General features: G+C 73.0%; 24 protein-coding genes and 1 riboswitch. Of the genes, 11 read left to right on the forward strand and 13 right to left on the reverse strand.

Annotated features, from left to right (window positions below):
- Positions 1-4: 4 nt before the first annotated feature.
- Complete coding sequence (locus AB0D93_RS07695) at positions 5-1,051, reverse strand: hypothetical protein (RefSeq protein ID WP_362114598.1); 1,047 nt, start codon at positions 1,049-1,051, stop codon at positions 5-7.
- A gap of 133 nt (positions 1,052-1,184) precedes the next feature.
- On the opposite strand from AB0D93_RS07695, the gene AB0D93_RS07700 reads away from it, so the two are divergent.
- Both AB0D93_RS07700 and AB0D93_RS07705 read left to right on the forward strand, forming a co-directional pair.
- Positions 1,185-3,803: a helicase C-terminal domain-containing protein gene (locus tag AB0D93_RS07700; RefSeq protein WP_362114601.1), complete on the forward strand. Its 2,619-nt coding sequence runs from the start codon at positions 1,185-1,187 to the stop codon at positions 3,801-3,803.
- Positions 3,804-3,868: 65 nt separating this feature from the next.
- Positions 3,869-5,512, forward strand: a complete 1,644-nt coding sequence (locus AB0D93_RS07705) for a DNA repair helicase XPB (RefSeq protein ID WP_362115107.1) — start codon at positions 3,869-3,871, stop codon at positions 5,510-5,512.
- A gap of 41 nt (positions 5,513-5,553) precedes the next feature.
- On the opposite strand, the gene AB0D93_RS07710 is transcribed toward AB0D93_RS07705, so the two are convergent.
- Complete coding sequence (locus AB0D93_RS07710) at positions 5,554-5,736, reverse strand: hypothetical protein (protein WP_362114604.1); 183 nt, start codon at positions 5,734-5,736, stop codon at positions 5,554-5,556.
- A 300-nt stretch (positions 5,737-6,036) separates the two neighbouring features.
- Here AB0D93_RS07710 and AB0D93_RS07715 point away from each other — a divergent pair, with 300 nt between their 5' ends.
- On the forward strand, positions 6,037-8,082 hold the full coding sequence (locus tag AB0D93_RS07715) for a UvrD-helicase domain-containing protein (RefSeq protein ID WP_362114607.1): 2,046 nt from the start codon (positions 6,037-6,039) through the stop codon (positions 8,080-8,082).
- Positions 8,083-8,094: 12 nt separating this feature from the next.
- On the opposite strand, the gene AB0D93_RS07720 is transcribed toward AB0D93_RS07715, so the two are convergent.
- On the reverse strand, positions 8,095-8,787 hold the full coding sequence (locus tag AB0D93_RS07720) for a copper homeostasis protein CutC (protein ID WP_362114610.1): 693 nt from the start codon (positions 8,785-8,787) through the stop codon (positions 8,095-8,097).
- A 68-nt stretch (positions 8,788-8,855) separates the two neighbouring features.
- A complete protein-coding gene (locus AB0D93_RS07725) occupies positions 8,856-9,524 on the reverse strand; it encodes a maleylpyruvate isomerase family mycothiol-dependent enzyme (protein WP_362114613.1) in 669 nt (222 codons plus the stop codon).
- 46 nt (positions 9,525-9,570) lie between these two features.
- Here AB0D93_RS07725 and AB0D93_RS07730 point away from each other — a divergent pair, with 46 nt between their 5' ends.
- Positions 9,571-10,218: a hypothetical protein gene (locus tag AB0D93_RS07730; RefSeq protein WP_362114616.1), complete on the forward strand. Its 648-nt coding sequence runs from the start codon at positions 9,571-9,573 to the stop codon at positions 10,216-10,218.
- Between the two features lie 27 nt (positions 10,219-10,245).
- Positions 10,246-11,352 (forward strand): GNAT family N-acetyltransferase, encoded by a 1,107-nt coding sequence (locus AB0D93_RS07735; protein WP_362114619.1) that lies wholly within the window; start codon positions 10,246-10,248, stop codon positions 11,350-11,352.
- Here AB0D93_RS07735 and AB0D93_RS07740 read toward each other — a convergent pair.
- Positions 11,334-11,615: a DUF4031 domain-containing protein gene (locus tag AB0D93_RS07740; protein ID WP_362114622.1), complete on the reverse strand. Its 282-nt coding sequence runs from the start codon at positions 11,613-11,615 to the stop codon at positions 11,334-11,336. The genes AB0D93_RS07735 and AB0D93_RS07740 overlap by 19 nt on opposite strands.
- Positions 11,612-11,995: a hypothetical protein gene (locus AB0D93_RS07745; RefSeq protein WP_362114625.1), complete on the reverse strand. Its 384-nt coding sequence runs from the start codon at positions 11,993-11,995 to the stop codon at positions 11,612-11,614. The genes AB0D93_RS07740 and AB0D93_RS07745 overlap by 4 nt, the downstream gene beginning before the upstream one ends.
- 56 nt (positions 11,996-12,051) lie before the next feature.
- Here AB0D93_RS07745 and AB0D93_RS07750 point away from each other — a divergent pair, with 56 nt between their 5' ends.
- The 4 genes from AB0D93_RS07750 (at position 12,052) to AB0D93_RS07765 (ending at position 16,003) form a co-directional block, all read left to right on the forward strand.
- On the forward strand, positions 12,052-12,957 hold the full coding sequence (locus AB0D93_RS07750; RefSeq protein WP_362114628.1) for a MurR/RpiR family transcriptional regulator: 906 nt from the start codon (positions 12,052-12,054) through the stop codon (positions 12,955-12,957).
- A gap of 46 nt (positions 12,958-13,003) precedes the next feature.
- On the forward strand, positions 13,004-13,927 hold the full coding sequence (murQ, locus tag AB0D93_RS07755) for an N-acetylmuramic acid 6-phosphate etherase (protein ID WP_362114631.1): 924 nt from the start codon (positions 13,004-13,006) through the stop codon (positions 13,925-13,927).
- 16 nt (positions 13,928-13,943) lie between these two features.
- Positions 13,944-15,344 (forward strand): PTS transporter subunit EIIC, encoded by a 1,401-nt coding sequence (locus tag AB0D93_RS07760; RefSeq protein WP_362114634.1) that lies wholly within the window; start codon positions 13,944-13,946, stop codon positions 15,342-15,344.
- Positions 15,345-15,733: 389 nt separating this feature from the next.
- Entirely contained in the window at positions 15,734-16,003 is a 270-nt protein-coding gene (locus tag AB0D93_RS07765) for a hypothetical protein (RefSeq protein ID WP_362114637.1), read from the forward strand.
- Here AB0D93_RS07765 and AB0D93_RS07770 read toward each other — a convergent pair.
- The gene (locus tag AB0D93_RS07770; RefSeq protein ID WP_362114640.1) at positions 15,976-16,635 is read right to left on the reverse strand and encodes a methyltransferase domain-containing protein; all 660 of its coding nucleotides are present in this window, start codon (positions 16,633-16,635) and stop codon (positions 15,976-15,978) included. The genes AB0D93_RS07765 and AB0D93_RS07770 overlap by 28 nt on opposite strands.
- A 37-nt stretch (positions 16,636-16,672) precedes the next feature.
- On the opposite strand from AB0D93_RS07770, the gene AB0D93_RS07775 reads away from it, so the two are divergent.
- Complete coding sequence (locus tag AB0D93_RS07775) at positions 16,673-17,242, forward strand: hypothetical protein (RefSeq protein WP_362114644.1); 570 nt, start codon at positions 16,673-16,675, stop codon at positions 17,240-17,242.
- On the opposite strand, the gene AB0D93_RS07780 is transcribed toward AB0D93_RS07775, so the two are convergent.
- From AB0D93_RS07780 to thrC, 6 genes are all read right to left on the reverse strand, one after another.
- Positions 17,239-18,792, reverse strand: a complete 1,554-nt coding sequence (locus AB0D93_RS07780) for a carboxylesterase family protein (RefSeq protein ID WP_362114647.1) — start codon at positions 18,790-18,792, stop codon at positions 17,239-17,241. The two genes, AB0D93_RS07775 and AB0D93_RS07780, sit on opposite strands and share 4 nt — an antisense overlap.
- A gap of 65 nt (positions 18,793-18,857) precedes the next feature.
- Positions 18,858-19,982 (reverse strand): NADH:flavin oxidoreductase, encoded by a 1,125-nt coding sequence (locus tag AB0D93_RS07785; RefSeq protein WP_362114650.1) that lies wholly within the window; start codon positions 19,980-19,982, stop codon positions 18,858-18,860.
- Between the two features lie 250 nt (positions 19,983-20,232).
- On the reverse strand, positions 20,233-21,855 hold the full coding sequence (gene groL, locus AB0D93_RS07790) for a chaperonin GroEL (protein WP_031170937.1): 1,623 nt from the start codon (positions 21,853-21,855) through the stop codon (positions 20,233-20,235).
- A gap of 325 nt (positions 21,856-22,180) precedes the next feature.
- Complete coding sequence (locus AB0D93_RS07795; RefSeq protein ID WP_019057200.1) at positions 22,181-22,387, reverse strand: cold-shock protein; 207 nt, start codon at positions 22,385-22,387, stop codon at positions 22,181-22,183.
- A 431-nt stretch (positions 22,388-22,818) separates the two neighbouring features.
- Positions 22,819-23,094 carry a MoaD/ThiS family protein gene (locus AB0D93_RS07800; RefSeq protein WP_076087077.1) on the reverse strand — a complete coding sequence of 92 codons (276 nt, stop codon included), beginning with the start codon at positions 23,092-23,094 and terminating at the stop codon, positions 22,819-22,821.
- Positions 23,091-24,374 (reverse strand): threonine synthase, encoded by a 1,284-nt coding sequence (gene thrC, locus AB0D93_RS07805; protein ID WP_362114655.1) that lies wholly within the window; start codon positions 24,372-24,374, stop codon positions 23,091-23,093. The genes AB0D93_RS07800 and thrC overlap by 4 nt, the downstream gene beginning before the upstream one ends.
- A gap of 17 nt (positions 24,375-24,391) precedes the next feature.
- A riboswitch (SAM riboswitch) is annotated at positions 24,392-24,539 on the reverse strand.
- A 161-nt stretch (positions 24,540-24,700) separates the two neighbouring features.
- Between thrC and AB0D93_RS07810 the strand changes: the two genes are divergently transcribed.
- The gene (locus AB0D93_RS07810) at positions 24,701-25,645 is read left to right on the forward strand and encodes a glucosyl-3-phosphoglycerate synthase (RefSeq protein ID WP_362115110.1); all 945 of its coding nucleotides are present in this window, start codon (positions 24,701-24,703) and stop codon (positions 25,643-25,645) included.
- The last annotated feature ends 55 nt before the right edge of the window (positions 25,646-25,700 follow it).

The raw sequence follows: 25,700 nt of genomic DNA on the forward strand, positions 1-25,700 counted from the left end.
GCGTTCACCTTCTCCTCTGTGAGCGCCACACCAGATACAGCGCCGACGCGATCGCGGCTCCCCGCACCACCCACGGCCACGTCCCGGCGATCGCGTCGTTCATGTGGCCCTGGGCGATCGGGGCGCCCCAGCGTCCGTTGTCCCGGCCCCACAGCCAGACCAGACCGGCCGCGATCGCCGTGCCGGGCAGCACCATCACGGCCACCTTGGTCTCCGTGGGGGTGAGCCGGCGGGAGCCGTAGGCCATCACCCATCCGAGGAGCAGGGCGAACCAGTTTCCGAGCACCGCCCCGGCGACCAGTGCGGCGGCGGCCAGCAGCAGGAAGGGGTTGGTCCAGCCGGCGGCGGGGCGGGGGAACAGGCGGCGGCGCGTGGCCGGTTCGGGCCCGGCCGCCCCGGCTTCCGTCCCGGCCCCGGTTGTTCCGGCCCCCGTCACCGCTTCCGGCTCCGGCGTCTCCTCCGCCGGCCCGCGCGGCCGCTTGAGCAGCTCCGGGATCTCCACCCCGCCCACGAACCCCGGCACCGAGTCGGTCTCGGCCGCGGCGGCGAACGGGTTGCCGCCGACCCGCCACCAGTCCGGCCGCACGGCGCTGTCCCCGAGCTCGTGCGCGGCGGCGAGGTGCGGCGGGGACGGGGCGTCGCCCGGCGCGGAGGGCCCGGGCCGCTCGGCGGGGCGCGGGCGGGGGACGACCCGGCGCAGGCCCCTGCGCCGTTCCCCGGGCCCGTCCGCCGGCTCCGGCCTCGACGGCGACGGCGGCTTGCGCGGCGCGGGCTGCACCGGCACGGCGGCGGCGGACGACCGGTCCGCCCCGCCGGTGCCGGACGTGCCGCCCGCCGCCCGGACGACCTCGTCCGGGGTGCCCAGGCGGTCCAGGATGCGGCGGACCGCGGCGGGGCTGTCGACGGTCACCCCGGCCCGGTGCCGGTCGATCTCGCCGCGCAGCTCCGAGACCAGCCGCATCCGCGTGGCCGACGGCAACTGCCGCTGCTGAGCGATGTCTCCGACACGGCTCAGGTACTCGTAGACGACCTGGTCGCTCTCGATTCCCAACGGAACCCCTCCGGGGTGACGGTGATGAAACCCCGTGAGGACGGTAGCGCAGTGTCGCGGCGGCGAACCGCCCCCGGGGTGCGGGGCGTCCGGGGGCACCCCGCCGGGGGCGGCAGCCGCTACCGTGGGTCAGATGAGCCAAGCGGCCCGCCCAGCCCCCCGTTCCCTCGCGGAAGCGCTCCGCGCGCGGGACGACGTCTCCCTGGCCGCGCTGCTGCGCAGCCGTCCCGACCTCATCACGCCCGTCCCGACCGACCTCACCCAGCTGGCCACCCGCGCCGGCACCCGTGCCTCGGTGCTGCGCGCCCTGGAGCGGCTGGACCGGTTCGCGTTGCAGACGGCGGAGGCACTGGCCGTGGCCCCGGACCCGGCGTCGTACGACACCCTGCTCTCCCTGATGGCCGGGGACGCCGGGGACGAGACGGTCGCCGCCGCGCTGCCGCACGCCCTCGCCGGCCTGCGCGAACAGGCACTGGTGTGGGGTGACGACGAGCGGCTGCGGCTGGTGCGCACGGCCCGCGAACTCCTCGCGCCGTCCCCGCAGCACCCCTCTCCGACCGGGCTCGGGCCCACCGTGCAGGAAGCCACCTCGGGCATGTCGCCGGGCCGCATCCAGGAGCTCGTCGCGGCGGTCGGGCTGCCCTCGACGCACGACTCGGTGTCCGCCGTGGCCGCGCTCAGCGGGCTGTTCGGCGACCGGAAGGCCATGGCCGAGCTGCTCTCCGGCGCCCCCGAGGCGGCCCGCGAGGTGCTGTCGCGGCTGGTGTGGGGGCCGCCGTACGGGCAGGTCACCCCTGACCCGGCCGCCCATCTGCGCTGGCTGCTCGACCGGGGCCTGCTGCTGCCGACCGCGCCGGGCACGGTCGTCCTGCCCCGCGAGGTGGCCCTGCACCTGCGCGAGGGCCGGGCCCACCGCGCGCCCGAGCCGCTGCCGCCCGCCGTGGAACCGGCCACGGCCCACGGCCCGCAGGTGGTGGACGCGACGGCCGCCGGACAGGCGTACACCACGCTCGCCACGGTCGAGGAACTGCTGAAGGACTGGGACGAGGGCGGCCCGGCCGTGCTGCGGGCCGGCGGCCTGAGCGTGCGTGATCTGAAGCGGACCGCCGTCGCCCTGGACGTGTCCGAACCGGTCGCCGCGTTCTGGGTGGAGCTGGCGTACGCGGCCGGACTGATCGCCTCCGACGGCGAGGCCGACGAGCGGTACGCGGCCACGCCCGCCTACGACGAGTGGCTGGAGCGGCCCGCCGCCGAGCGCTGGGCCCGGCTGGCCGAGGCCTGGCTGGCGGCCACCCGGACGGCGGGGCTGGTCGGCGGGCGGGACATGAAGGACCGTACGCTCGCCGCGCTCGGCCCGGGCCTGGACCGCTCGGCCGCGCCCGAGGTACGGCACCGGGTGCTGACCCTGCTGGCCGGGCTGCCGGCGGGCGCGGCCCCCGACGCCGAGTCGGTGCTGGCCCGGCTGCGCTGGGAGCGGCCCCTGCGTACCCCCCTGAGGGACGGCGAGGAGGACCTGCGCTCCCGGCTGGCCCGCTGGACGCTGTCCGAGGCGGAGCTGCTGGGCATCACGGGGCGGGGCGCGCTGTCGGCACACGGGCGGGCGCTGCTGGGCCTGCCTGCGGGAACCGGCTCGCGCGCCGGATCGGGCGCCCGGGGTGCCGCCGCGCCGGCCGGTTCCCCGGCCTTCGCCGCCTCCTCGTCCGCCGCCACCGGCTCCGCCGAGCCCGTCGGCCCCGGGGACAAGCTGCCCGTGCACCATCACCACCGTCCGGCCGCCGCACCCGCCGCGCTCTCGCCCGCGGAGCAGGCCGTGGCGACGGCCGCCGCAGCCCGCCTGCTCGCGCCGCTCCTGCCCGAGCCGCTGGACCACGTGCTGCTCCAGGCCGACCTGACGGCGGTGGCGCCGGGGCCGCTGCAGCGGCCGCTCGCCGATCTCCTCGGCGTGCTCGCGGACGTGGAGTCCAAGGGCGGTGCGACCGTGTACCGCTTCACCCCGGCCTCGGTACGGCGCGCCCTGGACGCCGGCCGTACCGCCGCCGATCTGCACGCCTTCCTCACCGAGCACTCCCGCACCCCGGTGCCGCAGCCGCTCGCCTATCTGATCGACGACGTGGCCCGCAGGCACGGTCACCTCCGGGTCGGCGCGGCCTCGGCGTACGTGCGCTGCGACGACGACACCCTGCTGAACGAGATCCTGGCCGACAGGCGGGGCGCCGCCCTGGGTCTGCGTCGCCTCGCCCCGACCGTGCTGGCCGCCCAGTCGGACCCGGCGACGCTGCTGGAGGGTCTGCGGGCGATGGGCTACGCCCCGGCCGCCGAGTCCGCCGAGGGTGACGTCCTGATCGCCCGCGCCCACGCCCACCGCACCCCGCCGCGCACCGCTCCCGAGCCGGTCCCGGACGGCCCGCCGGCGCCCGACGCCACGCTGCTCGGGGCGGCGATCCGCGCGATCCGGGCGGGCGACCTTGCGGCCACCGCCCCGCGCAAGCCCGCCGGCGACGCGCCCCTGGCGGGCGGGGAGCTGCCCCGTACGTCCTCCGCCGAGACCTTGGCCACCATGCAGGCCGCCGTCCTGACCGGCGAGTCGCTCTGGATCGGCTACGTGAACGCCGAGGGCGCGGCCAGCCAGCGCGTCATCGCCCCGGTCAAGGTGGAGGGCGGTTTCGTCACGGCGTACGACCACACGGCGGACGAGGTGCGCACCTATCCGCTGCACCGGATCACGGGCGTGGCGGAGCTGGCGGAGGACTGACCCGGTTCCGCGGCGGATGCGGCACACTGGACGTTTGGCCGTTGTGGAAAGGGTGTGTGCTGTACGTGAACGGACCGCTGATCGTCCAGTCGGACAAGACCCTGCTCCTGGAGGTCGACCACGAGCGGGCCGACGACTGCCGTCGGGCCATCGCGCCGTTCGCCGAGCTGGAGCGGGCACCCGAGCACATCCACACCTACCGGGTGACCCCGCTCGGGCTGTGGAACGCGCGCGCCGCCGGGCACGACGCCGAGCAGGTGGTGGACGCGCTGGTGCAGTACAGCCGGTATCCGGTGCCGCACGCGCTGCTCGTGGACATCGCCGAGACCATGGACCGCTACGGGCGGCTGACGCTGAGCAAGCACCCCGCGCACGGGCTCGTGCTGACCAGCACCGACCGGCCGGTGCTGGAGGAGGTGCTGAGGTCCAAGCGGATCACCCCGCTGGTCGGGGCGCGGATCGACCCGGACACGGTCGTCGTGCACCCGTCCGAGCGCGGGCAGATCAAGCAGGTGCTGCTGAAGCTGGGCTGGCCGGCCGAGGATCTCGCCGGGTACGTCGACGGTGAGGCGCACCCGATCGAGCTGCTGGAGGACGGCTGGGCGCTCAGGCCGTACCAGAAGCAGGCCGTGGAGAACTTCTGGCACGGCGGCAGCGGCGTCGTGGTCCTGCCCTGTGGTGCCGGAAAGACGCTGGTCGGGGCGGGGTCGATGGCGCAGGCCAAGTCGACCACGCTCATCCTCGTCACGAACACCGTCTCCGCCCGGCAGTGGAAGCACGAGCTGGTGAAGCGGACCTCGCTGACCGAGGACGAGATCGGCGAGTACAGCGGCACGAGGAAGGAGATCCGCCCGGTCACCATCGCCACCTACCAGGTACTGACGACCAGGCGGAAGGGCGTCTACCCGCACCTGGAACTCTTCGACTCCCGGGACTGGGGCCTGATCGTCTACGACGAGGTCCATCTGCTGCCCGCTCCCGTCTTCAAGTTCACCGCCGACCTGCAGGCGCGGCGGCGGCTCGGTCTCACGGCCACCCTCGTCCGTGAGGACGGCCGCGAGTCGGACGTGTTCTCCCTCATCGGGCCGAAACGGTTCGACGCGCCCTGGAAGGAGATCGAGGCGCAGGGGTACATCGCGCCGGCCGACTGTGTCGAGGTCCGGGTGAACCTGACGGACTCCGAGCGCCTGGCGTACGCCACCGCCGAGACGGAGGAGAAGTACCGCTTCTGCGCGACGACGGACACCAAGCGGAAGGTGACGGAGGCGATCGTGCGCCGGTTCGCCGGGCAGCAGATCCTCGTCATCGGCCAGTACATCGACCAACTGGACGAACTGGGCGAGCACTTGAACGCCCCCGTCATCAAGGGCGAGACCTCCAACGCCCAGCGCGAGAAGCTCTTCGACGCCTTCCGTGAGGGCGAGATCAGCGTGCTCGTCGTCTCCAAGGTCGCCAACTTCTCCATCGACCTGCCCGAGGCCACGGTCGCCGTCCAGGTGTCCGGCACCTTCGGCTCCCGTCAGGAGGAGGCCCAGCGCCTCGGCCGCGTCCTGCGTCCCAAGGCCGACGGCCACCAGGCGCACTTCTACTCGGTCGTCGCCCGCGACACCATCGACCAGGACTTCGCCGCCCACCGCCAGCGCTTCCTGGCCGAACAGGGCTACGCCTACCGGATCGTGGACGCGGACGAGATCCTGGCGGAGGGCTGAGCCGGCGGCCCGCCGCGGGCACTGCCGCCCGGCCGGTGCCGTCACTTACGGCGTATGCCCGCTTCCTCGCCGTACTCGCCGAGGATGACCACGCTGAACGCGGCCTCGAGGAACACCTTGACGGCGCGCAGGGCGTTGCCGAGCGGGTGGTGGTGCGGGCCGTCCACGGCCGTGGCGCCGGCCGGTGGGCGGCCGGGAGAGGGGGAGATGGTTGCTGCGCTCATGTCTCCATGGTGGATCGCCGGACACCCGAACGGCATCGGTCTCCGGAGCCAATCCGGGACCGCTCCGCGTAGCTCTCCGGGTGGACTCCGCCCCCTACTACAAGGGGCCCGTGTCCCCTAGGGGTCGGGCGGCGCGGGACGGGGCGGGGACAAGCGGCCGGGAAAACCATTGGTCTCCTCCCCGGCCGTTCACCTAAAATCTCCGCTCTTGCCCGCCTCCCCTCCGCGGAGTGCCGTCGCCCGGTCGGAAACCGGGCGGCACCGTCGTAGCCACCCAGCAGGTCCACCGGAGGCATCCCCGTGTCCACGCCCGTGCCCGCCGACGATCCCCTCGCCCGAGAGCGCTCCCACCTCGCCTCCTCCCGTGCCGCGCTGCGCGCCATGCGCGAGGACGTGGAGGCGCTGGACATCCGGGACGTCACCGCGAACTGGGTCAACGCCGAAGTGCTGGCCCACCAGATCGACGAGCGGATCAAGGCGCTGGCCGACCTCAGCGACACCCCGCTGTTCTTCGGCCGGCTGGACTACCTGCACTCACCGGGCGCGGACCGGGCCGAGGGCGCGGAGGGCGAGCAGTTCTACATCGGGCGCCGGCACGTGCACGACGCGGGCGGCGACCCGATGGTCATCGACTGGCGAGCTCCGGTCTCGCAGCCCTTCTACCGGGCGTCCAAGAAGGACCCGATGGACGTCGGGCTGCGCCGCCGCTTCGGCTACACCGGCGGTGACCTCACGGCCTACGAGGACGAGCACCTGTCCGACCCGGAGGAGCGGGCGAAGACCAGCAAGCTGCTCCAGCAGGAGATCGAGCGGCCGCGCGTCGGCCCCATGCGGGACATCGTCGCCACCATCCAGCCCGAGCAGGACGAGATCGTCCGCTCCGGTCTGTCCGGGACGGTCTGTGTCCAGGGCGGCCCCGGCACCGGGAAGACCGCCGTCGGCCTGCACCGGGTCGCCTACCTCCTCTACGCGCACCGGGAGCGGCTGGCCCGCACCGGCACCCTGGTGATCGGGCCGAACCGGTCCTTCCTGCACTACATCGAGCAGGTCCTGCCCGCGCTGGGCGAGTTGACGGTGCAGCAGGCCACCGTCGACGACCTGGTCGCGCATGTGGAGGTGCGCGGCACGGACGACGCGGCCGCCGCCGTGATCAAGGGCGACGCCAGGATGGCCGAGGTGCTGCGCCGGGCCCTGTACTCGCATGTGACCCTGCCGACGGAGCCGGTCGTGGTGGTGCGCGGCTCGCGGCGCTGGCGGCTTCCGTCGTACGAACTGGAGGAGATCGTCCGGGAGTTGCTGGCGCGGGACATCCGCTACGGCGCCGCCCGCGAGGCCCTGCCGCAGCGGATCGCGCACGCGGTGCTGGTGCAGATGGAGCGGTCCGGGGAGGCACCGGACGACCGTGTGCAGGACGCCGTGGCCCGCAACAGCGCGGTGAAGGCGGCGGTGAAGGCGGTCTGGCCGGTGGTGGACCCGGCCAAGCTGGTGCTGCGCCTGCTGACGGACGCGGACTTCCTGGCCGAGCACGCCGCCGGGATCCTGGACGAGGACGAGCAGAAGACGATCCTGTGGGCCAGGCCGGTGCGCAGTGTGAAGTCGGCCAGGTGGGCGCCGGCGGACGCGGTGCTGATCGACGAGGCGGCGGACCAGATCCAGCGCACGCACTCGCTCGGCCATGTCGTCCTCGACGAGGCGCAGGACCTCTCCCCCATGCAGTACCGGGCCGTCGGCCGCCGCTGCACCACCGGCAGCGCGACCGTCCTCGGCGACCTGGCGCAGGGCACGACCCCCTGGGCGACCCGCAGCTGGGACGAGGCGCTGGCCCACCTCGGCAAGCGCGAGGGCGTCATCGAGGAGCTGACGGCCGGTTTCCGCGTGCCCACGGACGTCATCACGTACGCCTCCCGCCTCCTCCCGCACATCGCGCCCGGCCTCACCCCGGTCGCCTCGGTCCGTGAGAACCCCGGCTTCTTCGAGATCCGTACGGTCACGGAGACCTCCGAAGTGGTCGCCGCGTGCGAGGAGTTGCTGCGCAACGAGGGCTCTACGGGTCTGATCGCCGCCGACGCCCGCGTCCCGGCGCTGGCCGAGGCCCTGACGGCGGCGGGGATCGGCCACCTCGCCCCCGGCGAGGAGACCACCCGGGAGACCCGCCTCACCCTGGTCCCGGCGTCCCTCGCCAAGGGTCTGGAGTACGACTACGTGGTCCTGGACGAGCCCCGGGCGGTGGTGGACGGCGAGCCGGACGAACGGACGGGTCTGCGCCGGCTGTACGTGGCGCTCACGCGAGCGGTGTCGGGTCTGATCGTGACCCACGCGGCCCCGCTGCCGGCCCAGTTGGCCTGACGGCCCGAGCCCCTACCGCCCGTCCAGCACCCTGCGCCACTCGCCCACGGCCGCCGCGGAGACCGGCCCCTGCCACCCGGAGGGCCGCGCCGCGCCGCCGATGTGGAAGGCGTCGATGCCGGCGGCCCGCAGCCGCGGGACGTGCTCCAGGCGCAGGCCGCCGCCGACCAGGAGTGTCCGGTCGTACCCCGGCTCCCCGCGCCGGGCCGCCTCCGCGACCAGCGTCGGCAGCCCGTCGTCCACCCCGCCGGCGGCGCCCGCCGTGAGGTAGGTGTCCAGGCCGGGCAGGTCGGCGAGCTGCTTGCGCAGGGCGTCGCGGTCGGCGGCGCGGTCGATCGCCCGGTGGAAGGTCCAGGAGCAGTCGTCCAGCGCGCCGGCCACCCGCTCCACGGCGGCCAGGTCGACCCCGCCGTCCGGGCCGAGGAAGCCGAGGACGAACTGGTCGGCACCGGCCTCGCGCAGCTCGCCGGCCACCGCCACGAGCCGCGGGACGTCCCCGGCGGCGAAGCCGTCCGCGAGGCGGAGCATCACGCGCAGGTCGATGTCGACGGCCGCCCGGATCCCGGCGACGGTGGCGGGCGCCGGGCTGAGCCCGTCGGCCGCCATGTCGGTGACCAGCTCCAGCCGGTCCGCGCCTCCGGCCTGGGCGGCGACCGCGTCCTCGACGTCGAGCGCGATCACCTCCAGGACTGCACGCTTGCTCATGGCACCCCATTCATCGGCGGCTACAGGTCTAGTCCAATTCCAAGACTACGCCTGTGCGGGAGCGCCCTTCACCCGAAGATGTTGAGTTCCCCCTCCCGCGCACCGGCCAGCTCGTACCCGGCCCCGTTCACCGGCCGCCCCGAGTACAGCCGGACGAGCGTGGCCGCCTCGCCGATGTAGCGCGCGGGCGGGCCCGCCGCGGCCGCCGCCCCGAGCCGCAGCGGCTCGTCCACGTCGTCGAGGTCGGCGTGCAGGGGCAGGTGTTCCTTCTCACGCGTGACCCGGACGAGCAGCGTCAGGGCGTCCGGCAGCCCGGCCCCCGCGTACGCCCCCGGCGCACCGAAGACGTCGCGCACGTCACCCGCGTGCACCCACTCCCCCAGCGCGATCATGTCGAGCACCCCGCCGGCCTCGGCGATCACCGGCCCGGCCTCGGTCATCCCGCGCTCCAGCTCGTCCACGACCCGCGCGTTCGGCCACGCGGCCCGCTCGGCGATGTCCCGGTCGTTGGACTCGGGCGAGAACACGCCCTTCTCGAAGCGGCCCTCCACCACCCGCAGCAACGCGGCCGAACAGTGCGCCAGCACATCCCGCACCGACCACCCCGGACACGCGGCGACCGGCAGCGCGAAGTCCGCGTCCGGCCGCGACCGCAGCAGCGGTATCAGCGCGTCCCGCTCGATGGCGAGCAGCCGGCCGGGCAGTGCGGGATCCCGTGGTTCCTGTACGTCAGTCATGGGGCCACGCTAGGTGCACCGGGTCGCCGGGCGGGAGAATGACGGCATGGCCGATCTCGACGACCTGCGTTCCCGCTGGCTGCGCGCCCTGCTCGCGACACGGGACGACGACTCCTGCGCCCCGGACCCGTACCGGTACGCGGATGCCCTGCTGCGCCGCTGGCAGGAACCGCAGCGCCGCTACCACACCGTCGAGCATCTGGCGGCGGTCCTGGACCGCGTCGACGTGCTGGAGACCTACGCGGACGACCCGGACGTCGTACGTCTGGCCGCCTGGTTCCACGACGCGGTCTATCTGCCCGAGCGGTCGACGAACGAGGAGCGCTCCGCCCGCCTCGCCGAACGCGCCCTACCCGAGGCCGGGGTGGCGCGGGACAAGACCGCCGAGGTGGCCCGACTGGTCCGGCTCACCGCCACGCACGACCCGGCCGACGACGACCGGGACGGCCAGGTGCTGTGCGACGCCGACCTCGCGATCCTGGCCGCGCCGCCGTCGGCGTACGCCGCCTACGCCGCCGAGGTGCGCGAGGAGTACCACTTCGTGCCGAACGACGCCTTCCGGCAGGGACGTTCGGCGGTTCTGCGCCAACTCCTGGGCCTGCCACGGCTGTTCCGCACCCCCTACGGGCAGGAGCACTGGGAGGCCACCGCCCGCTACAACATCTCCGCCGAGCTGGAAATGCTGTCGACCTGAGGGAGTCGGCACCCTAGGGTTCGCCCCATGCGACCGATGAGCGGGGACGATGTGACCGAGGCCGTGGCGGGCTGCACGGCGGCGCTGCGGGCGGCGGTCGACCGGGACTGGAAGGCCGTACGGGCCGGGCGGCTGGAGTGGGACTGCCATGCCACCGCCGTCCATGTGGCCGACGACCTCATCGCCTACGCCGGCAACCTGGCCGGACGGGCGCAGGACGCCTACGTCCCCTTCGAGCTGACCTTCCTGGACGAGGGCACCGGCAACGCGGGCCTGCTGCACGTCGTCGAGACGACCGGCGCCCTGCTCGCCGCCGCCGTCCGCACCGCCCCGCCCGGCGTGCGCGCCTTCCACCCCTACCCCTTCCGCAGCGCCGACGCCCAGGGATTCGCCGCGATGGGCGTCGCCGAGGTGCTGCTGCACACGCACGACATGGCCGAGGGCCTCGGGATCGGCTACGAGCCGCCCGCCGAGCTCGTCACCTCCCTCCTGGCCTGCCTCTTCCCGCACGTCCAGCCCGGCCCCGCCCCCTGGCCGACCCTGCTGTGGGCCACCGGCCGCGGCGAGCTGCCCGGCCGCGCCCCGGTCACCGAGTGGCGCTGGAACAACAACCTCGTCATCCCGGCCGAGCGCATCACGCTCACCGGCCTGCGTCCGGCCGCCGCCCGTGATCTGTCCCTCGGCGGCGACGGCGGCCTGGACTGGATCGAGGGCGGCCCCTACGAGGGCACCCGGGCGGCGTCCGGCTCCCTGGTCAAGGCATACGAAGCCGGCGTGCACCGGCCGGAGTTCGGGGTCTTCGCCCTCGTCCGGCACGAGGACGGCCGCGCGGTCGGCGGGATGGGCTTCCACGGCGCACCGGACGAGCACGGCTGGGTGGAGGTCGGCTACGACCTCGTCGAGGGCGCCCGCGGCCAGGGGTACGCCTCCGAGGCGCTGCGCGTGCTGACGGACTGGGCGCTGGCCCGCGACGACGTCGAGATGGTGTTCGCGACCATCGAGCACGCCAACGCCGCCTCCCAGCGCGTGGCGTCCCGGGCCGGGTTCACCCGGGCGACCGTGGAGGAGGAGCGCCGCGCCCACGACGAGCACGGCCTGGACGACGGGCTCCAGCTCTACATCCGCCGGGCCTGAGCCCCCCTGCCCTTGCGCCGGCGCAGGCCCGAGGAGTGCAGCAGCCGCACCACCTCGCGGCTGCCGACCTGCACCGCGCCGGCCGCCACCGCGTCCGCGTACCGGTGCGAGGGCAGGTCGTAGTGGTCGCGCTCGAAGGCGCGCCTCGGCACGCCCAGCCGCTCGGCGAACGCGTGGAGTTCGTCGTAGGACACGTCACTGACCAGGTGTGACCACATGCGGCCGTGTCCCGGCCAGGCCGGCGGGTCGATGTACAGGGTCACGAAGAGGCCATTCCGCCCGTGGCCGAGCCCAGCGAACCCACCGCCGCGACCTTCACGCCCGCCTTGTGGCACACCCAGTGCGGGTCGGGGCCCAGTTCGGGCTCCACGTCCAGCGCGTGCGGATCGCCGGTGCCGCACACCGGGCACAGCGGCCAGCGGCCGTACCGGTCCAGCAGGGCGTCCTGCACGTCCTGCGCGACCAGCCCGGCGACATAGACCGCGCCGTCCGGCCACTGCTCGACCCACCAGCGCCGCTCGGCGACGGAGTCCTCGACCAGCGAGACCACGTCCGCCTCCGCGACCTGGCCCGCGACCAGATCGGCGAGCACCAGGGCTCGGGCGGCATGCAGGGCCTGCTCAAGGGGAGTGACGGGTTCCATGGAACCCATTGTGCGCACTCTTGACCACGGCGCCGTGCCGAAAATATCTTTCATTCGTGACCCAGGACGTGAAGGAAATTTTCGGCAGTCCGGGCGGTTCCCTCGCCGCCAAGGTGCGCACCCTCGCCCCTTCCATGACCCGGTCCATGCACCGGGTCGCGGAGGCCGTCGCGAGCGACCCGGCCGGCTGCGCCGCCCTGACGGTCACCGGCCTCGCCGAACTGACCGGCACCAGCGAGGCCACCGTCGTGCGCACCGCCCGCCTGCTCGGCTACCCGGGTTACCGGGACCTGCGGCTCGCCCTCGCCGGGCTGGCCGCGCAGCAGCAGTCGGGCCGCGCGCCCGCGATCACGACCGACATCGCGGTGGACGACCCCATCGCCGACGTCGTCACCAAGCTCGCCTACGAGGAGCAGCAGACCCTCGCCGACACGGCCGCCGGGCTCGACACCGCCCAGCTCGGAGCCGCTGTCGGCGCGCTGGCCGGGGCCCGCCGTACCGACGTGTACGGCATAGGGGCCTCGGGGCTCGTCGCCCAGGACCTGACCCAGAAGCTCCTGCGCATAGGCCTCATAGCCCACGCCCACAGCGATCCGCACCTCGCGGTGACCAACGCGGTGCAGCTCCGCCCGGGTGACGTGGCGATCGCGATCACCCACTCCGGCTCGACGGGGGACGTCATCGAGCCGCTGCGGGTCGCCTTCGAGCACGGGGCCACGACCGTGGCCATCACCGGCCGGCCGGACTCGCCGGTCACGCAGTACGCCGACCACGTACTGACCACGTCCACCTCACGGGAGAGCGAGCTGCGACCGGCCGCGATGTCCTCGCGGACCAGTCAACTGCTCGTGGTGGACTGCTTGTTCGTGGGAGTGGCCCAGCGCACGTACGAGACGGCGGCGCCCGCGCTGGCCGCGTCGTACGAGGCGCTGGCGCATCGGCACCGCACCAGCCCCAGGTGACCGACAGCACGCGCAACGGCACCCAGACCTGAGAGAGCCGCCCCCCATGACCTCCCCTGATCTGCGCAGCCAGCTGGCTTCCCTGACCACCGAGGCCTTCCGGCCCGAGCTCGCCGACATCGACCGTCTGCCCACCCTCGACATCGCCCGCCTGATGAACGCCGAGGACAGCGGTGTGCCCGCCGCCGTCGGCACCCAGCTTCCCCGGATCGCCGCCGCCATCGACGCCGTCGCCGAGCGCATGGCCCGCGGCGGCCGGCTGGTCTACGCCGGTGCGGGCACCGCCGGCCGGCTCGGGGTGCTGGACGCCTCCGAGTGCCCGCCCACCTTCAACACCGATCCCGCGCAGGTCGTCGGGCTGATCGCGGGCGGGCCGGAGGCGATGGTGACCTCCGTCGAGGGCGCCGAGGACTCCCGGGAGCTGGCCCGCAGGGATCTGGACGCGCTGAAGCTCACCGCCGACGACACCGTGGTCGGCGTCTCCGCCTCCGGCCGCACCCCCTACGCGATCGGCGCCGTCGAACACGCCCGCGCCCTGGGCGCGCTGACCGTCGGCCTGGCCTGCAACGAGCACAGCGCTCTCGCGGCCGCCGCCGAGCACGGCATCGAGGTCGTCGTCGGGCCGGAGCTGATCACCGGCTCCACCCGGCTGAAGGCCGGCACGGCCCAGAAGCTGGTCCTGAACATGCTCTCGACCATCACGATGATCCGGCTCGGCAAGACGTACGGGAACCTGATGGTCGACGTCCGGGCCTCCAACGACAAGCTGCGGGCCCGCTCCCGCCGTATCGTCGCGCTGGCCACCGGAGCGGGCGACGACGAGATCGAGCGGGCCCTGACCGAGTCCGGCGGCGAGGTGAAGAACGCCATCCTGGCCCTCCTCTCCGGTGTCGACGGCCCGACGGCCGCCCGCCTTCTGGAGGAGTCCGGCGGTCATCTGCGTGCCGCGCTGGCGCACGCGCCCCGCTGACCCGCACGCTCGGGGCGTGCGCAACGACCCCGCCTCCACCGCGGCCGCCGTCCTCACCCTGGTCGGCGGTCCGGCCAACGTCACCTCCGTGGCCCACTGCATGACCCGTCTCCGCCTGACCCTCGCCGACCCGACGGCCGCCGACGAGGAGGGGCTGCGGGCCCTGCCCGGTGTGCTCGGGGTGGTGTCCGACGGCTCCGGCCGCCAGCTCGTGCTCGGACCCGGGGTGGTCGAGAAGGTCACGGCGGAGGTGGCGGCGCGGGTCGCCGCGGGGCGGCCGGAGGACCGCGGGGCCCGGCTGAAGGAGGAGCTGCGGCAGCGCAACGCCACCCCGGTCAAGGCCGCCCTGCGCCGGGTCGCGAACGTCTTCGTCCCGCTGATCCCCGCCCTGATCGGCTGCGGCATCCTCGCCGGGCTCAACGGGCTGCTGGTGAACAGCGGTTGGCTGTCCGCCCTGACCCCGGCCCTCTCCTCGATCGCCTCCGCCTTCCTGGCGCTGATCGCGGTGTTCGTCGGCCACAACACGGCCAAGGAGTTCGGCGGGACGCCCGTACTGGGCGGCGCGGTCGCGGCCGTCGTCGTCTACCCGGGCGTGACGAAGGTGACGGTGTTCGGGACGCACCTCGCCCCCGGCCAGGGCGGGGTGCTCGGCGCGCTCGCGGCGGCGCTGCTCGCGACCCGGGTGGAGAAGTGGGTCCGGGGCCGGGTGCCGGGCGCGCTGGACGTGCTGCTGACCCCCGCGGTCACCGTGCTGGTCTCCGGCCTGGTGACGCTGTACGGCCTGATGTACGCGGCGGGCGCGCTGGCCTCCGCGATCGGCACGGCGGCGAACTGGCTCCTCGCGACCGCCGGAGCCGTGGCCGGGCTCGTCCTCGGCGGGCTCTTCCTGCCGCTGGTCATGCTGGGCCTGCACCAGGCCCTCATCCCCATCCACACCACCCTCATCGAACAGCAGGGCTACACCGTCCTGCTCCCCCTGCTGGCCATGGCGGGCGCGGGCCAGGTCGGCGCCGCGCTCGCGCTGTACGTCCGCCTGCACCACGACGTCTCCCTGCGGACGACGATCCGCTCGGCCCTCCCGGCCGGGCTGCTGGGCATCGGCGAGCCGCTCGTCTACGGCGTCTCGCTCCCCCTCGGCCGGCCGTTCCTGACCGCCTGCGCGGGCGGGGCGGCGGGCGGGGCCTTCGTCGGTTTCTTCGCGATGCTCGGAACCCGGGTGGGCGCGACGGCGATCGGCCCCTCGGGCTGGGCCCTGTTCCCGCTGCTGACGGGGAACCGGGGCGCGGGGACGGCGACGGCGATCTACGCGGGCGGCCTGCTCACGGGGTACGCGGTCGGTTTCACGGCGACGTATTTCTTCGGCCTGCCGGACGCCATGCACCGTCCGAGCAAAGCCGGGACGACCGAACCGACTTGACACCGACGACCAGGCACCGGCCGCCCCTGTGCCACCGCCCCGGCCGGACGCATCCGCGTGACGCACCGTGGGGACGAATGTCTCCCCGGGCACGACGAAGAAACCCCCGGCAAGGGCACGCCCCCGACGGGAGTTGCCCCGGACGCCTCAGGACCGGGCGCCTCCGGCCCACCGGACCGTGGCAGCCCCGGCCGGACACATCCGCATGACGCACCGCAGGGGCGGGCCGTTTCCCCGGGCACGACGAAGAAACCCCCGGCAAGGGCACGCCCCCGACGGGAGTTGCCCCCGGACGCCTCAGGACCGGGCGCCTGCGGCCCGCCGGATCCTCGCGGCCCCGGTCGGGCGCATCCGCGTGACGCAGCGCAGGGCGGGTCGTTTCCCCGGGCATGATGAAGAAGCTCCTGGCCACCGCCGCCCTCACGGTCTCCGCCGCCGCCCTTGCCGCCCCCGCGCACGCCGCCGCCCCGGCCGTCGGCGACTCGTACACCGAAGGCGGCTGGACCCTCACCGACACCGCCGCCTGTGCCACCGACATCGTCGTCATCCCCTTGGTCAACGCCGTGGCCCCGGTGCCGCTGAGCGACACCGCGGTCCCGTGCCGCGACGGCAGCCTGATCCACCAGGGCCTTCAGGGAGCCCGCCAGACCAGCGTGTAACGCCAGAAGAGCCGCCGCCGGAACCGGGCCCCGGGCAGCAGCCGGCGGGCCTCCCGCCCGACCTCGTCGTAGGTCATCCCGGGCTCCCGGACGGGCGCGGTCATGGACACCGGCCTGTGGGGGGCCGGCCGCCCGCGGTTCTTCACCCACCCGGTCAGCGCGTTGAGCGGTATCGCGGCCAGGCCGAGCCAGTGATCGCGCGGCCTCGCGGCCCGGGCACAGCCGACGACCACCAGGGTGCCGCCCGGCGCCAGCTCCCGCCGCAGCCGGGTGAGGGTGTCGGCGAAGGGCAGGTGATGGAGCACGGCGACACAGGTGATGACGTCGTAGCGGCCGGGCGGAAGACCGTCCGGGGCGCAGGCCAGGGTGTAGGTGACAGGGGCGTCCTGCCCGGTCAGCTCCCGGGCGCCGGCCAGGATCCGGGGATCGGCGTCCACCCCGAGGACCGCCTCCGCACGCGCGGCCAGCGCCCGGACCAGATCGCCACTGCCGCACCCGACGTCCAGCGCCGCACCGAACCGGCGCGGCAGCTGCCGCAGCAGCCAGCGGTGATAGTGCGCGTTGTGATCCCAGGGGTACGCGGCGTTGAAGCGGTGCAGGGCGGCTACGAGCCGGTTCGGCAGGACGGGCACGCCCCCGTTCTACACGGACGCGCTACCGTCGGACACCATGAACCACACCCAGCTCGCCGCCCTAGGACGGGCGCTTCGGCTCCTCGGGGAACACGGGGAGGCGCTGGGCGCCGACACCCCGGACGCCCGGCTGCACGAGATCAAGGCCGATCTGCGCCGGGCGCTCGACCTGGTGGACGAGGGCGTCGGGAGCGGCGCGCCCAGCACCCGGTGCCCCGAGCATCCGCAGGGGCCCGTCGACGAGAGCGCGCCCGATCTGTGCCTGCTCTGCGAGACCCGGCGCCGGGCCGCCCGGCGGTCGGAGTACGGGAGCCGGCCGAGTCCGGCCGGGCCGGTGACCGGCGCGCCGTCCCGCTACGGCGTCCGCGCCGACCGTCCGCAGCCGCAGCAGCGCTGGCTGCCGGAGGCGTGGAACGGGCAGGAGTGGCAGCTGTGCGGGACACCGCGGCGGGACCGGCGTGAGGCGGAGGCCTATCTCGCCGCCCAGCGGCGCGGATCACGGCCCGCGATGGCCTACCGGCTCGTGCACGAGTTCACCGACTACGAGGTGCTGCGGGTGTGGGGCACACCCGTGCACGTCGACATCGAGCCCATGGGCAACCTCTAGCCGAGCAGCGGCAGGGGGAGGAACTCGTGCCCCTCCCACAGGCGTCTGCTGCGCTCCTCCGGGTAGGCCGTGACCGTCGGGTCCGCGTCGAGTACCTGCACCAGGCGTGCCTCGGTGTCGTACGCCGGCCAGCCCGGGTCTCCCGTCCGGGCGAAGGACGTCCACGCACGGCGGAAGCGGGACGACAGCTGCTTCGCCTCGGCCGGTACGTCCGCCCCGGCGAAGAGCAGCCTCCCCAGGTCGGCGCCGTAGCCGCCGAAGAGCAGGGTGACGTCCAGGGTGTGGCAGGCGCCCAGGACGCCGCCACTGCCGGGGGCCGGCCAGGTCAGCTCGTAGACATGGGCTCCGCCGCCGCCCGCCAGCTGGGCCTCGGCCAGTCGCAGGGTCGGCATGGCGAACAGCCAGTCCGTCTGGACGCGTTCCCACAGCGCGGTCGGGGAGACGTCGGGGAAGGCCGATCGGTAGGCCCGCTCGCCCGCCTCGCCGCCCGGGGCCAGCAGCCGCAGGACCCCGGTCACCTGCTCGTCCGTGACCCTGCCCAGCATGCCGCCCAGGACGAGGAACAGCCGTGCCTCGTCGCGGTTGTGGCCGACGAGGAGGTCCACCTCCCGGGCCGCGCCCGCCGCCAGGGCCCGCCAGGGCGTGGTGGGCAGGACATCGCCGTCGACCACCGGCGAGAAGGGCGTGACCGTCGGTGCCGCCTGACCCCAGCGGTCCGTGTACTGGGCCATCCTGGCGCCCAAGGCCTGCCCGGCCGCGATGAGTTGACGTGGGTCCACATCGGTCAGGTCGGCCGCCGTGGGCTTGCGGCCCGCCTCCGCCGCGAGCGCCCGGGCCATGTCCCGCGCCAACTCGTCGGAGAAGAACGTGCCGGGCACGCTCTGGGCCACCGCCCGCCGGAACAGGCCGCGGGCCCCCGGCATCGCCAGCAGCGAGGCGATCGAACCCGCTCCGGCCGACTCGCCGAAGACGGTAACCAGGTCGGGGTCGCCGCCGAACCCCGCGATGTTCTCCCGCACCCACTCCAGCGCGGCCACCTGGTCCAGCAGGCCCCGGTTGGCCGGTGCGCCGTCCAGGCGGGTGAAACCCTCCACGCCCACCCGGTAGTTGAAGGTGACCACGACGACGTGGCGCTCCCGGGCGATGCGCTGTGCGTCGTAGGCCGGCTGGCCGGCGTGACCCATCTTGTAGGAGCCGCCGTAGATCCACACCATGACCGGGCGGCGGGCGGACGGGTCCGCCTCGGGCGTCCATACGTTCACGGTCAGCCAGTCGTCGCCCGTGGGGCCGGTCTCCGCGCCCGGCCGGCCCTGCAGGCCGAGGTCCTGCGGGGGAGGCGGCCCGAAGGCGTACGCCTCCCGGGTGCCGCCCCAGGGACGGGCCGGGCGGGGGGCCTGGAACCGGGCCTCGCCGACCGGGGGTTCGGCGAAGGGTATGCCCCGGAAGACCGCCAGACCCTCCTCGTGGCGGCCGCGCACCGCGCCGGAGGCGGTGCGCACCACGGGTCCGGCGGTCCCCGCCGGCCGGGCCTGTGACTCACTCGTCGTCATGCTCGCTCCCTCACTGGTCATCAGGGAAACGGGCGGGGACGATCACAAGTGCCCGGGAAACCAGGTCAGCTGAGGGTCTTCACCGCGGCAGCGTCGTACGGCTTCAGCTCGTCGAAGCGGTCGGCGAGCACCTTGGCGGCCCACTCGGGGTCCTGGAGCAGCGCACGGCCCACGGCGACCATGTCGAACTCGTCGGCCTCCAGCCGGTCGAGGAGGTTGTCGATGCCCTTGACCTCGGAGCCCTGGCCCTGGAAGGCGGCCAGGAACTCGCCGTCCAGGCCGACCGAGCCGACGGTGATGACCTGCTTGCCGGTGATCTTCTTCGTCCAGCCCGCCAGGTTCAGGTCCGAGCCGTCGAACTCCGGCACCCAGTAGCGGCGGGTGGAGGCGTGGAAGACGTCGACGCCGGCCGCGGCGAGCGGGGTCAGGATGGCCTCCAGCTCCTCGGGGGTCTCGGCGAGCCGGGCGGTGTAGTCCTGCTGCTTCCACTGCGAGTAGCGGAAGATGACCGGGAAGTCGGCCGAGACCGCCTCGCGGACCGCGGCGACGATCTCCGCGGCGAACTGGGTGCGGGCCACCGGGTCGCCGCCGTAGGCGTCGGTGCGGCGGTTGGTGCCCTCCCACAGGAACTGGTCGACGAGGTAGCCGTGGGCGCCGTGGAGCTCCACACCGTCGAAGCCGATGCGCTCGGCCGCGGCCGCGGCCTCGGCGAACGCGCCGATGACGGCGTCCAGGTCGGCCTGCGTCATCGCCTTGCCGGTGGGCTCGGCGCCCGCCGTGACCAGGCCCGACGGGCCCATCGCCGGGGCGTCCGGGAAGGGGGCGTCGCCGTCCTTGCGGACCATGCCGATGTGCCACAGCTGCGGGACGACGGTGCCGCCGGCCGCGTGCACGTCCTCGGCGACCTTCGCCCAGCCCGCCAGCTGCTCCTCCCCGTGGAACCGCGGCACGCGGTCGCTCTGGCCTGCCGAGTCGTGGCCCACGTAGGTGCCCTCGGTGACGATCAGGCCGACACCGGCGGCGGCACGGCGGGCGTAGTACGAGCGCACGTCCTCGCCGGGGATGCCGCCCGGGGAGAACATGCGGGTCATCGGCGCCATCACGATCCGGTTCGGGACGGTGAGACCGTTGAGCGCGATCGGGCGGGACAGCAGCTGGGCCGCGCGGGAGGCGGGCGTCGTGACGGTCACGTGGGGGCTCCTCGGGGATGGATCTGTAAACCGGGCGGTATGTGTGCACGCATTGTTGCAGCTGCTTAAGTAATCGCCTATGCGCTGCCCCACATTCCCGACCCGAGGGAAGCCTCTTACGTGACGCCGCTCACACCGTGCCGGTCCGGCCGTCACTCCATGACCGTGAAACGCCCGAGGGCGGTGCCCCCAGCCAGTGGCTGGGGGCACCGCCCTCGTCCGTAGGACAGGCGATCAACCGTCAGGTCGATCAGAAGTCCATGTCACCGCCCGGCATGCCGCCGCCGGCCGGCGCGGCGGCCTTCTCCGGCTTGTCGGCGATGACGGCCTCGGTGGTGAGGAACAGCGCGGCGATGGAGGCGGCGTTCTGCAGCGCGGAACGGGTCACCTTCGCCGGGTCGATGATGCCCTCGGCGACCAGGTCGACGTACTCGCCGGTCGCGGCGTTCAGGCCGTGGCCCGGGGTCAGGTTGCGCACCTTCTCCACCACGACACCGCCCTCGAGGCCGGCGTTGACGGCGATCTGCTTCAGCGGGGCCTCGAGCGCGATGCGCACGGCGTTGGCGCCGGTCGCCTCGTCACCCTCGAGCTCCAGCTTCTCGAAGACCTGGGAGGCCTGCAGCAGGGCCACGCCACCACCGGCGACGATGCCCTCCTCGACGGCCGCCTTGGCGTTGCGGACGGCGTCCTCGATGCGGTGCTTGCGCTCCTTGAGCTCCACCTCGGTGGCGGCACCGGCCTTGATGACCGCGACACCGCCGGCGAGCTTCGCCAGGCGCTCCTGCAGCTTCTCGCGGTCGTAGTCGGAGTCGCTGTTCTCGATCTCGGCGCGGATCTGGTTCACCCGGCCGTTGACCTGCTCCGAGGAGCCGGCACCGTCGACGATGGTGGTCTCGTCCTTGGTGATGACGACCTTGCGGGCGCGGCCCAGGAGGTCCAGGGTCGCGTTCTCCAGCTTGAGGCCGACCTCCTCGGAGATGACCTCGCCACCCGTGAGGATGGCGATGTCGCCGAGCATGGCCTTGCGGCGGTCGCCGAAGCCCGGGGCCTTGACGGCGACGGACTTGAAGGTGCCGCGGATCTTGTTGACGACCAGGGTCGACAGGGCCTCGCCCTCGACGTCCTCGGCGATGATCAGCAGCGGCTTGCCCGACTGCATGACCTTCTCCAGCAGCGGGAGCAGGTCCTTGACGGAGCCGATCTTGGAGTTGGCGATGAGGATGTACGGGTCCTCGAGCGACGCCTCCATGCGCTCCATGTCGGTCGCGAAGTAGGCGGAGATGTAGCCCTTGTCGAAGCGCATGCCCTCGGTGAGCTCGAGCTCCAGGCCGAAGGTGTTGCTCTCCTCGACGGTGATGACGCCTTCCTTGCCGACCTTGTCCATGGCCTCGGCGATCAGCTCGCCGATCTGGGTGTCGGCGGCGGAGATGGACGCGGTGGAGGCGATCTGCTCCTTGGTCTCGACGTCCTTCGCCTGCTCCAGCAGGGCGGCGGAGACAGCCTCGACGGCCTTCTCGATACCGCGCTTGAGGGCCATCGGGTTGGCGCCGGCGGCTACGTTGCGCAGGCCTTCCTTGACCAGGGCCTGGGCGAGCACGGTCGCGGTGGTCGTACCGTCACCGGCGACGTCGTCCGTCTTCTTGGCGACTTCCTTGACCAGCTCGGCGCCGATCTTCTCGTACGGGTCCTCGAGCTCGATCTCCTTGGCGATGGAGACACCATCGTTGGTGATCGTGGGGGCGCCCCACTTCTTCTCGAGGACGACGTTGCGGCCCTTGGGGCCGAGCGTCACCTTCACGGCGTCCGCGAGCTGGTTCATGCCGCGCTCGAGGCCGCGCCGCGCCTCCTCGTCGAACGCGATGATCTTGGCCATGTGAAGTGGTCCCTCCAGGACTGGGGGTGATTCCTTCGGACCGCGCCCGCGCCCGCGACGGACGGCTCGCCGGCCGCGTGGTTCCTTGCCCCACTTGGCCCGCGGGCCTCACCGACCCGGTCCATCACTGTCACTCTCACCTTCAGAGTGCTAACGCCAATGATTAGCACTCGGCACCCCCGAGTGCAAGCGCCCCGGGCCTGCCGGAGGGGCGCTCAGCCGCGCGCGAACAGGGGGGCGCCAGGCATGCCGAAGGGCCCGTACCCATGGGTACGGGCCCTTCGAAGATGAAACAGAAGAACGTCGCTGTCAGCCGACGCGTGCTTCAGCTGGTCGCCAGCCGGACCATGTCCGCCTGCGGGCCCTTCTGGCCCTGCGAGATCTCGAAGTCGACCCGCTGCCCCTCTTCCAGGGTGCGGTAACCGTCCATCTGGATCGCGCTGTAGTGGACGAAAACATCCGCACCACCGTCGACCGCGATGAAGCCGTACCCCTTCTCCGCGTTGAACCACTTGACGGTGCCCTGAGCCATGCCTAACTCCCCTATTACTGGCCCTTGCACAGATCCACACTTCGCGGATCCGGGTCAGACCTCACCCCCCATTGGTCGGGGGCGTGCGCCGGAACGCGTCGACCGCGGCTGAATGTATCTGTCCAACTGCCGTCTGCAACAGGTCAATCGGACGAGAATTCTGGACGGGAACGGTCCGGAATGTGGTGAGAATTCGCCCGAATTCCGGGCAAGTCGGGCCCCGCAAAGGGCACAAAAGCCGCATGAAACCCACGCACTTTGGCTACTTCTTGTCGGGCACGCAGCATGAATACAGGGCTCCCGACCCGTCGGTCCGGGAACGCGTTCCCCAACTCTACCGCGCTCAACCACACAGAATTGCCCCCTCCACTTCTCTCACGGAGGGGGCAATTCGATGAACAATGCGTAACTGGAGTTACCTAAGGTAACGATCAGCCGCCGGCGACCGCCGGAATGATCGAAACCCCGGCGCCGTCCGGGGTCGCCGTCTCGAGGCCCTGCTCGAAGCGGACGTCGTCGTCGTTGACGTAGACATTGACGAACCGGCGCAGCTTGCCCTGGTCGTCCAGGACGCGGGCGGCGATCCCGGTGTGGTTCTTCTCCAGGTCCTCGATGACCTCGGCGAGGGTGGCGCCCTCGGCGGCCACTTCGGCCTGGCCGCCCGTGTAGGTGCGCAGGATGGTCGGGATGCGAACGGTCACGCTCATGCGAGGCCAGCCTCTCGGAAGGAGTCCAGGGTCGGTCGGATGGTGGCGGTGAGGCCGGTCCCGGCCACCGCGTCGAGGGTCTTCAGGCCGTCGCCGGTGTTGAGGACGACCGTGGTCTTCGTCGGGTCCAGGACGCCGTCCTTGACCAGCTTGCGGGTGACACCGACGGTCACGCCGCCCGCCGTCTCCGCGAAGATGCCCTCGGTACGGGCCAGCAGCTTGATGGCGTCGACGACTTCCTCGTCCGTCACGTCCTCCACGGCGCCGCCGGTGCGGCGCGCGATGTCCAGGACGTACGGCCCGTCGGCCGGGTTGCCGATGGCGAGGGACTTGGCGATGGTGTTCGGCTTCTGCGGGCGGACCACGTCGTGCCCGGCCTTGAAGGCGGTCGACACCGGCGAGCAGCCCTCGGCCTGCGCGCCGAAGATCTTGTACGGCTTGTCCTCGACGAGACCGAGCTTGACCAGCTCCTGCAGGCCCTTGTCGATCTTCGTGAGCTGGGAGCCGGAGGCGATCGGGACCACGATCTGGTCCGGGAGCCGCCAGCCGAGCTGCTCGCAGATCTCGTACGCCAGGGTCTTGGAGCCCTCCGCGTAGTACGGCCGCAGGTTGACGTTGACGAAGCCCCAGCCCTCGCCGGCCGGGTCACCGATCAGCTCGGAGCAGAAACGGTTCACGTCGTCGTAGTTGCCCTCGATGCCGACGAGTTCGCCGCCGTAGACCGCGGCCATGACGACCTTGCCCTGCTCCAGGTCGTGCGGGATGAACACGCAGGAGCGGAAGCCGGCCCGGGCCGCGGCGGCGCCGACGGCACCGGCCAGGTTGCCCGTGGAGGAGCAGGACAGGGTGGTGAAGCCGAAGGCGCGGGCGGCCTCCAGGGCCTGGGCGACCACGCGGTCCTTGAAGGAGTGCGTCGGGTTGCCGGAGTCGTCCTTGACGAACAGGCCGCCGGTGACGCCGAGTTCGCGGGCGAGGTTGTCGGCCTTGACGAGCTTGGTCCAGCCCGGGTTCAGGTTCGGCTTGTCGGCGACGTCCGCCGGGACCGGCAGCAGCGGTGCGTACCGCCAGATGTTGGCGGGGCCGGCCTCGATGCGACGGCGCAGCTCTTCGGTGTCGTAGGCGGAGAAGTCGTAGGCGATCTCCAGCGGGCCGAAACACTCCTCGCAGGCGAACACCGGGCCGAGCGGGACGCGGTGACCGCACTCGCGACAGCTCAGGGCCGCTGCGGGACCGAGGTCGACGGTGGAGGTGCTGGAGCTTGCAACTGTCTGCACAGCCATGGAGGCGAGGCCCTTTCTCCTCATCTTCCTCACGACGCATCTCGCCGTGAGACGGATTTGGCACCTTCCCTAGCCGGGAGCCTCGCCACGTCAACGTGACAAGAACCGACTGGAGGGTTGCCGGGGCTTCATCGGGCCGTGTCCCTCTGCCCCTCTGGATGAGCGGTATGCGGTTGTGAACGCGCGGCGACCCCCGACATGCGATGGTCATCGGCGTTGTTCAAGACTGTAACCGAAGGCCAGGACAGTTGAGATAGTCGTCCGAACCGCGAGATGGATCACACGATCGCCTGTATGTGATCACGAACAGTGAGGAGCCGCAGACCGTGCTGGAAGAAGTCGAGCGCTGGCTGGCCACCCGCTCCTGGTCCGTGGCCGATCGTCCGCTCCACCGGGTCCTGTGCGCCAAGCAGCGCACGGGCCGGACCATCAGCGTCGTGCTGCCCGCCCTCAACGAGGAGGAGACGGTCGGCGACATCGTCGCCGCGATCCGGCACGACCTCGTCGAGCAGGCCCCGCTCGTCGACGAGATCGTCGTCGTCGACTCCGGCTCCACCGACCGCACCTCCGAGGTCGCCGCCGCCGCGGGCGCCCGGGTCGTCCACCGGGACGAGATCCTGCCCCGCGTTCCGGCCGTCCCCGGAAAGGGTGAGGTGCTGTGGCGCTCCCTCCTCGTCACCACGGGCGACGTCATCTGTTTCGTCGACGCCGACCTGAGGGAGTTCTCCTCCGACTTCGTCACCGGGATCGTCGGCCCCCTGCTCACCGAGCCGGACGTCCACCTGGTCAAGGCCATGTACGACCGCCCGCTCGCCGGGACGGCCGGTCAGGGCGGCCGGGTCACGGAGCTGATGGCCCGCCCGCTGCTGAACATGCACTGGCCGCAGCTCGCCGGGTTCGTGCAGCCGCTCGGCGGCGAGTACGCGGCCCGGCGCTCACTGCTGGAGCAGCTGCCGTTCCCGGTCGGGTACGGCGTCGAGCTGGGCATGCTGGTGGACGCCCTGCACCTGGTGGGTCTGGACGCGCTCGCGCAGGTGGACGTGGGGGTGCGCAGGCACCGGCACCAGGACGGGCAGGCGCTGGGCCGGATGGCCGCGGCGATCTACCGCACGGCCCAGCTCCGGCTGGCCCGCGGTCACCTCGTCCGCCCCGCGCTGACCCAGTTCGAGCGGGGCGAGGACGGCTTCGAACCGCGCACCTACTCGGTGGACACCGAGGAGCGGCCGCCGATGGTGGAGATCGCGGAGTACGCCGAGCGCAGGGTGGCGTGAGTTCGTATACGGCCGCGATGCCCGGTGTGGCCGCACGTTTGAGCGTTTCCGGGCC

Origin of the sequence: Streptomyces sp. NPDC048191 (assembly GCF_040652655.1) — a bacterium.
Lineage (GTDB): Bacteria > Actinomycetota > Actinomycetes > Streptomycetales > Streptomycetaceae > Streptomyces.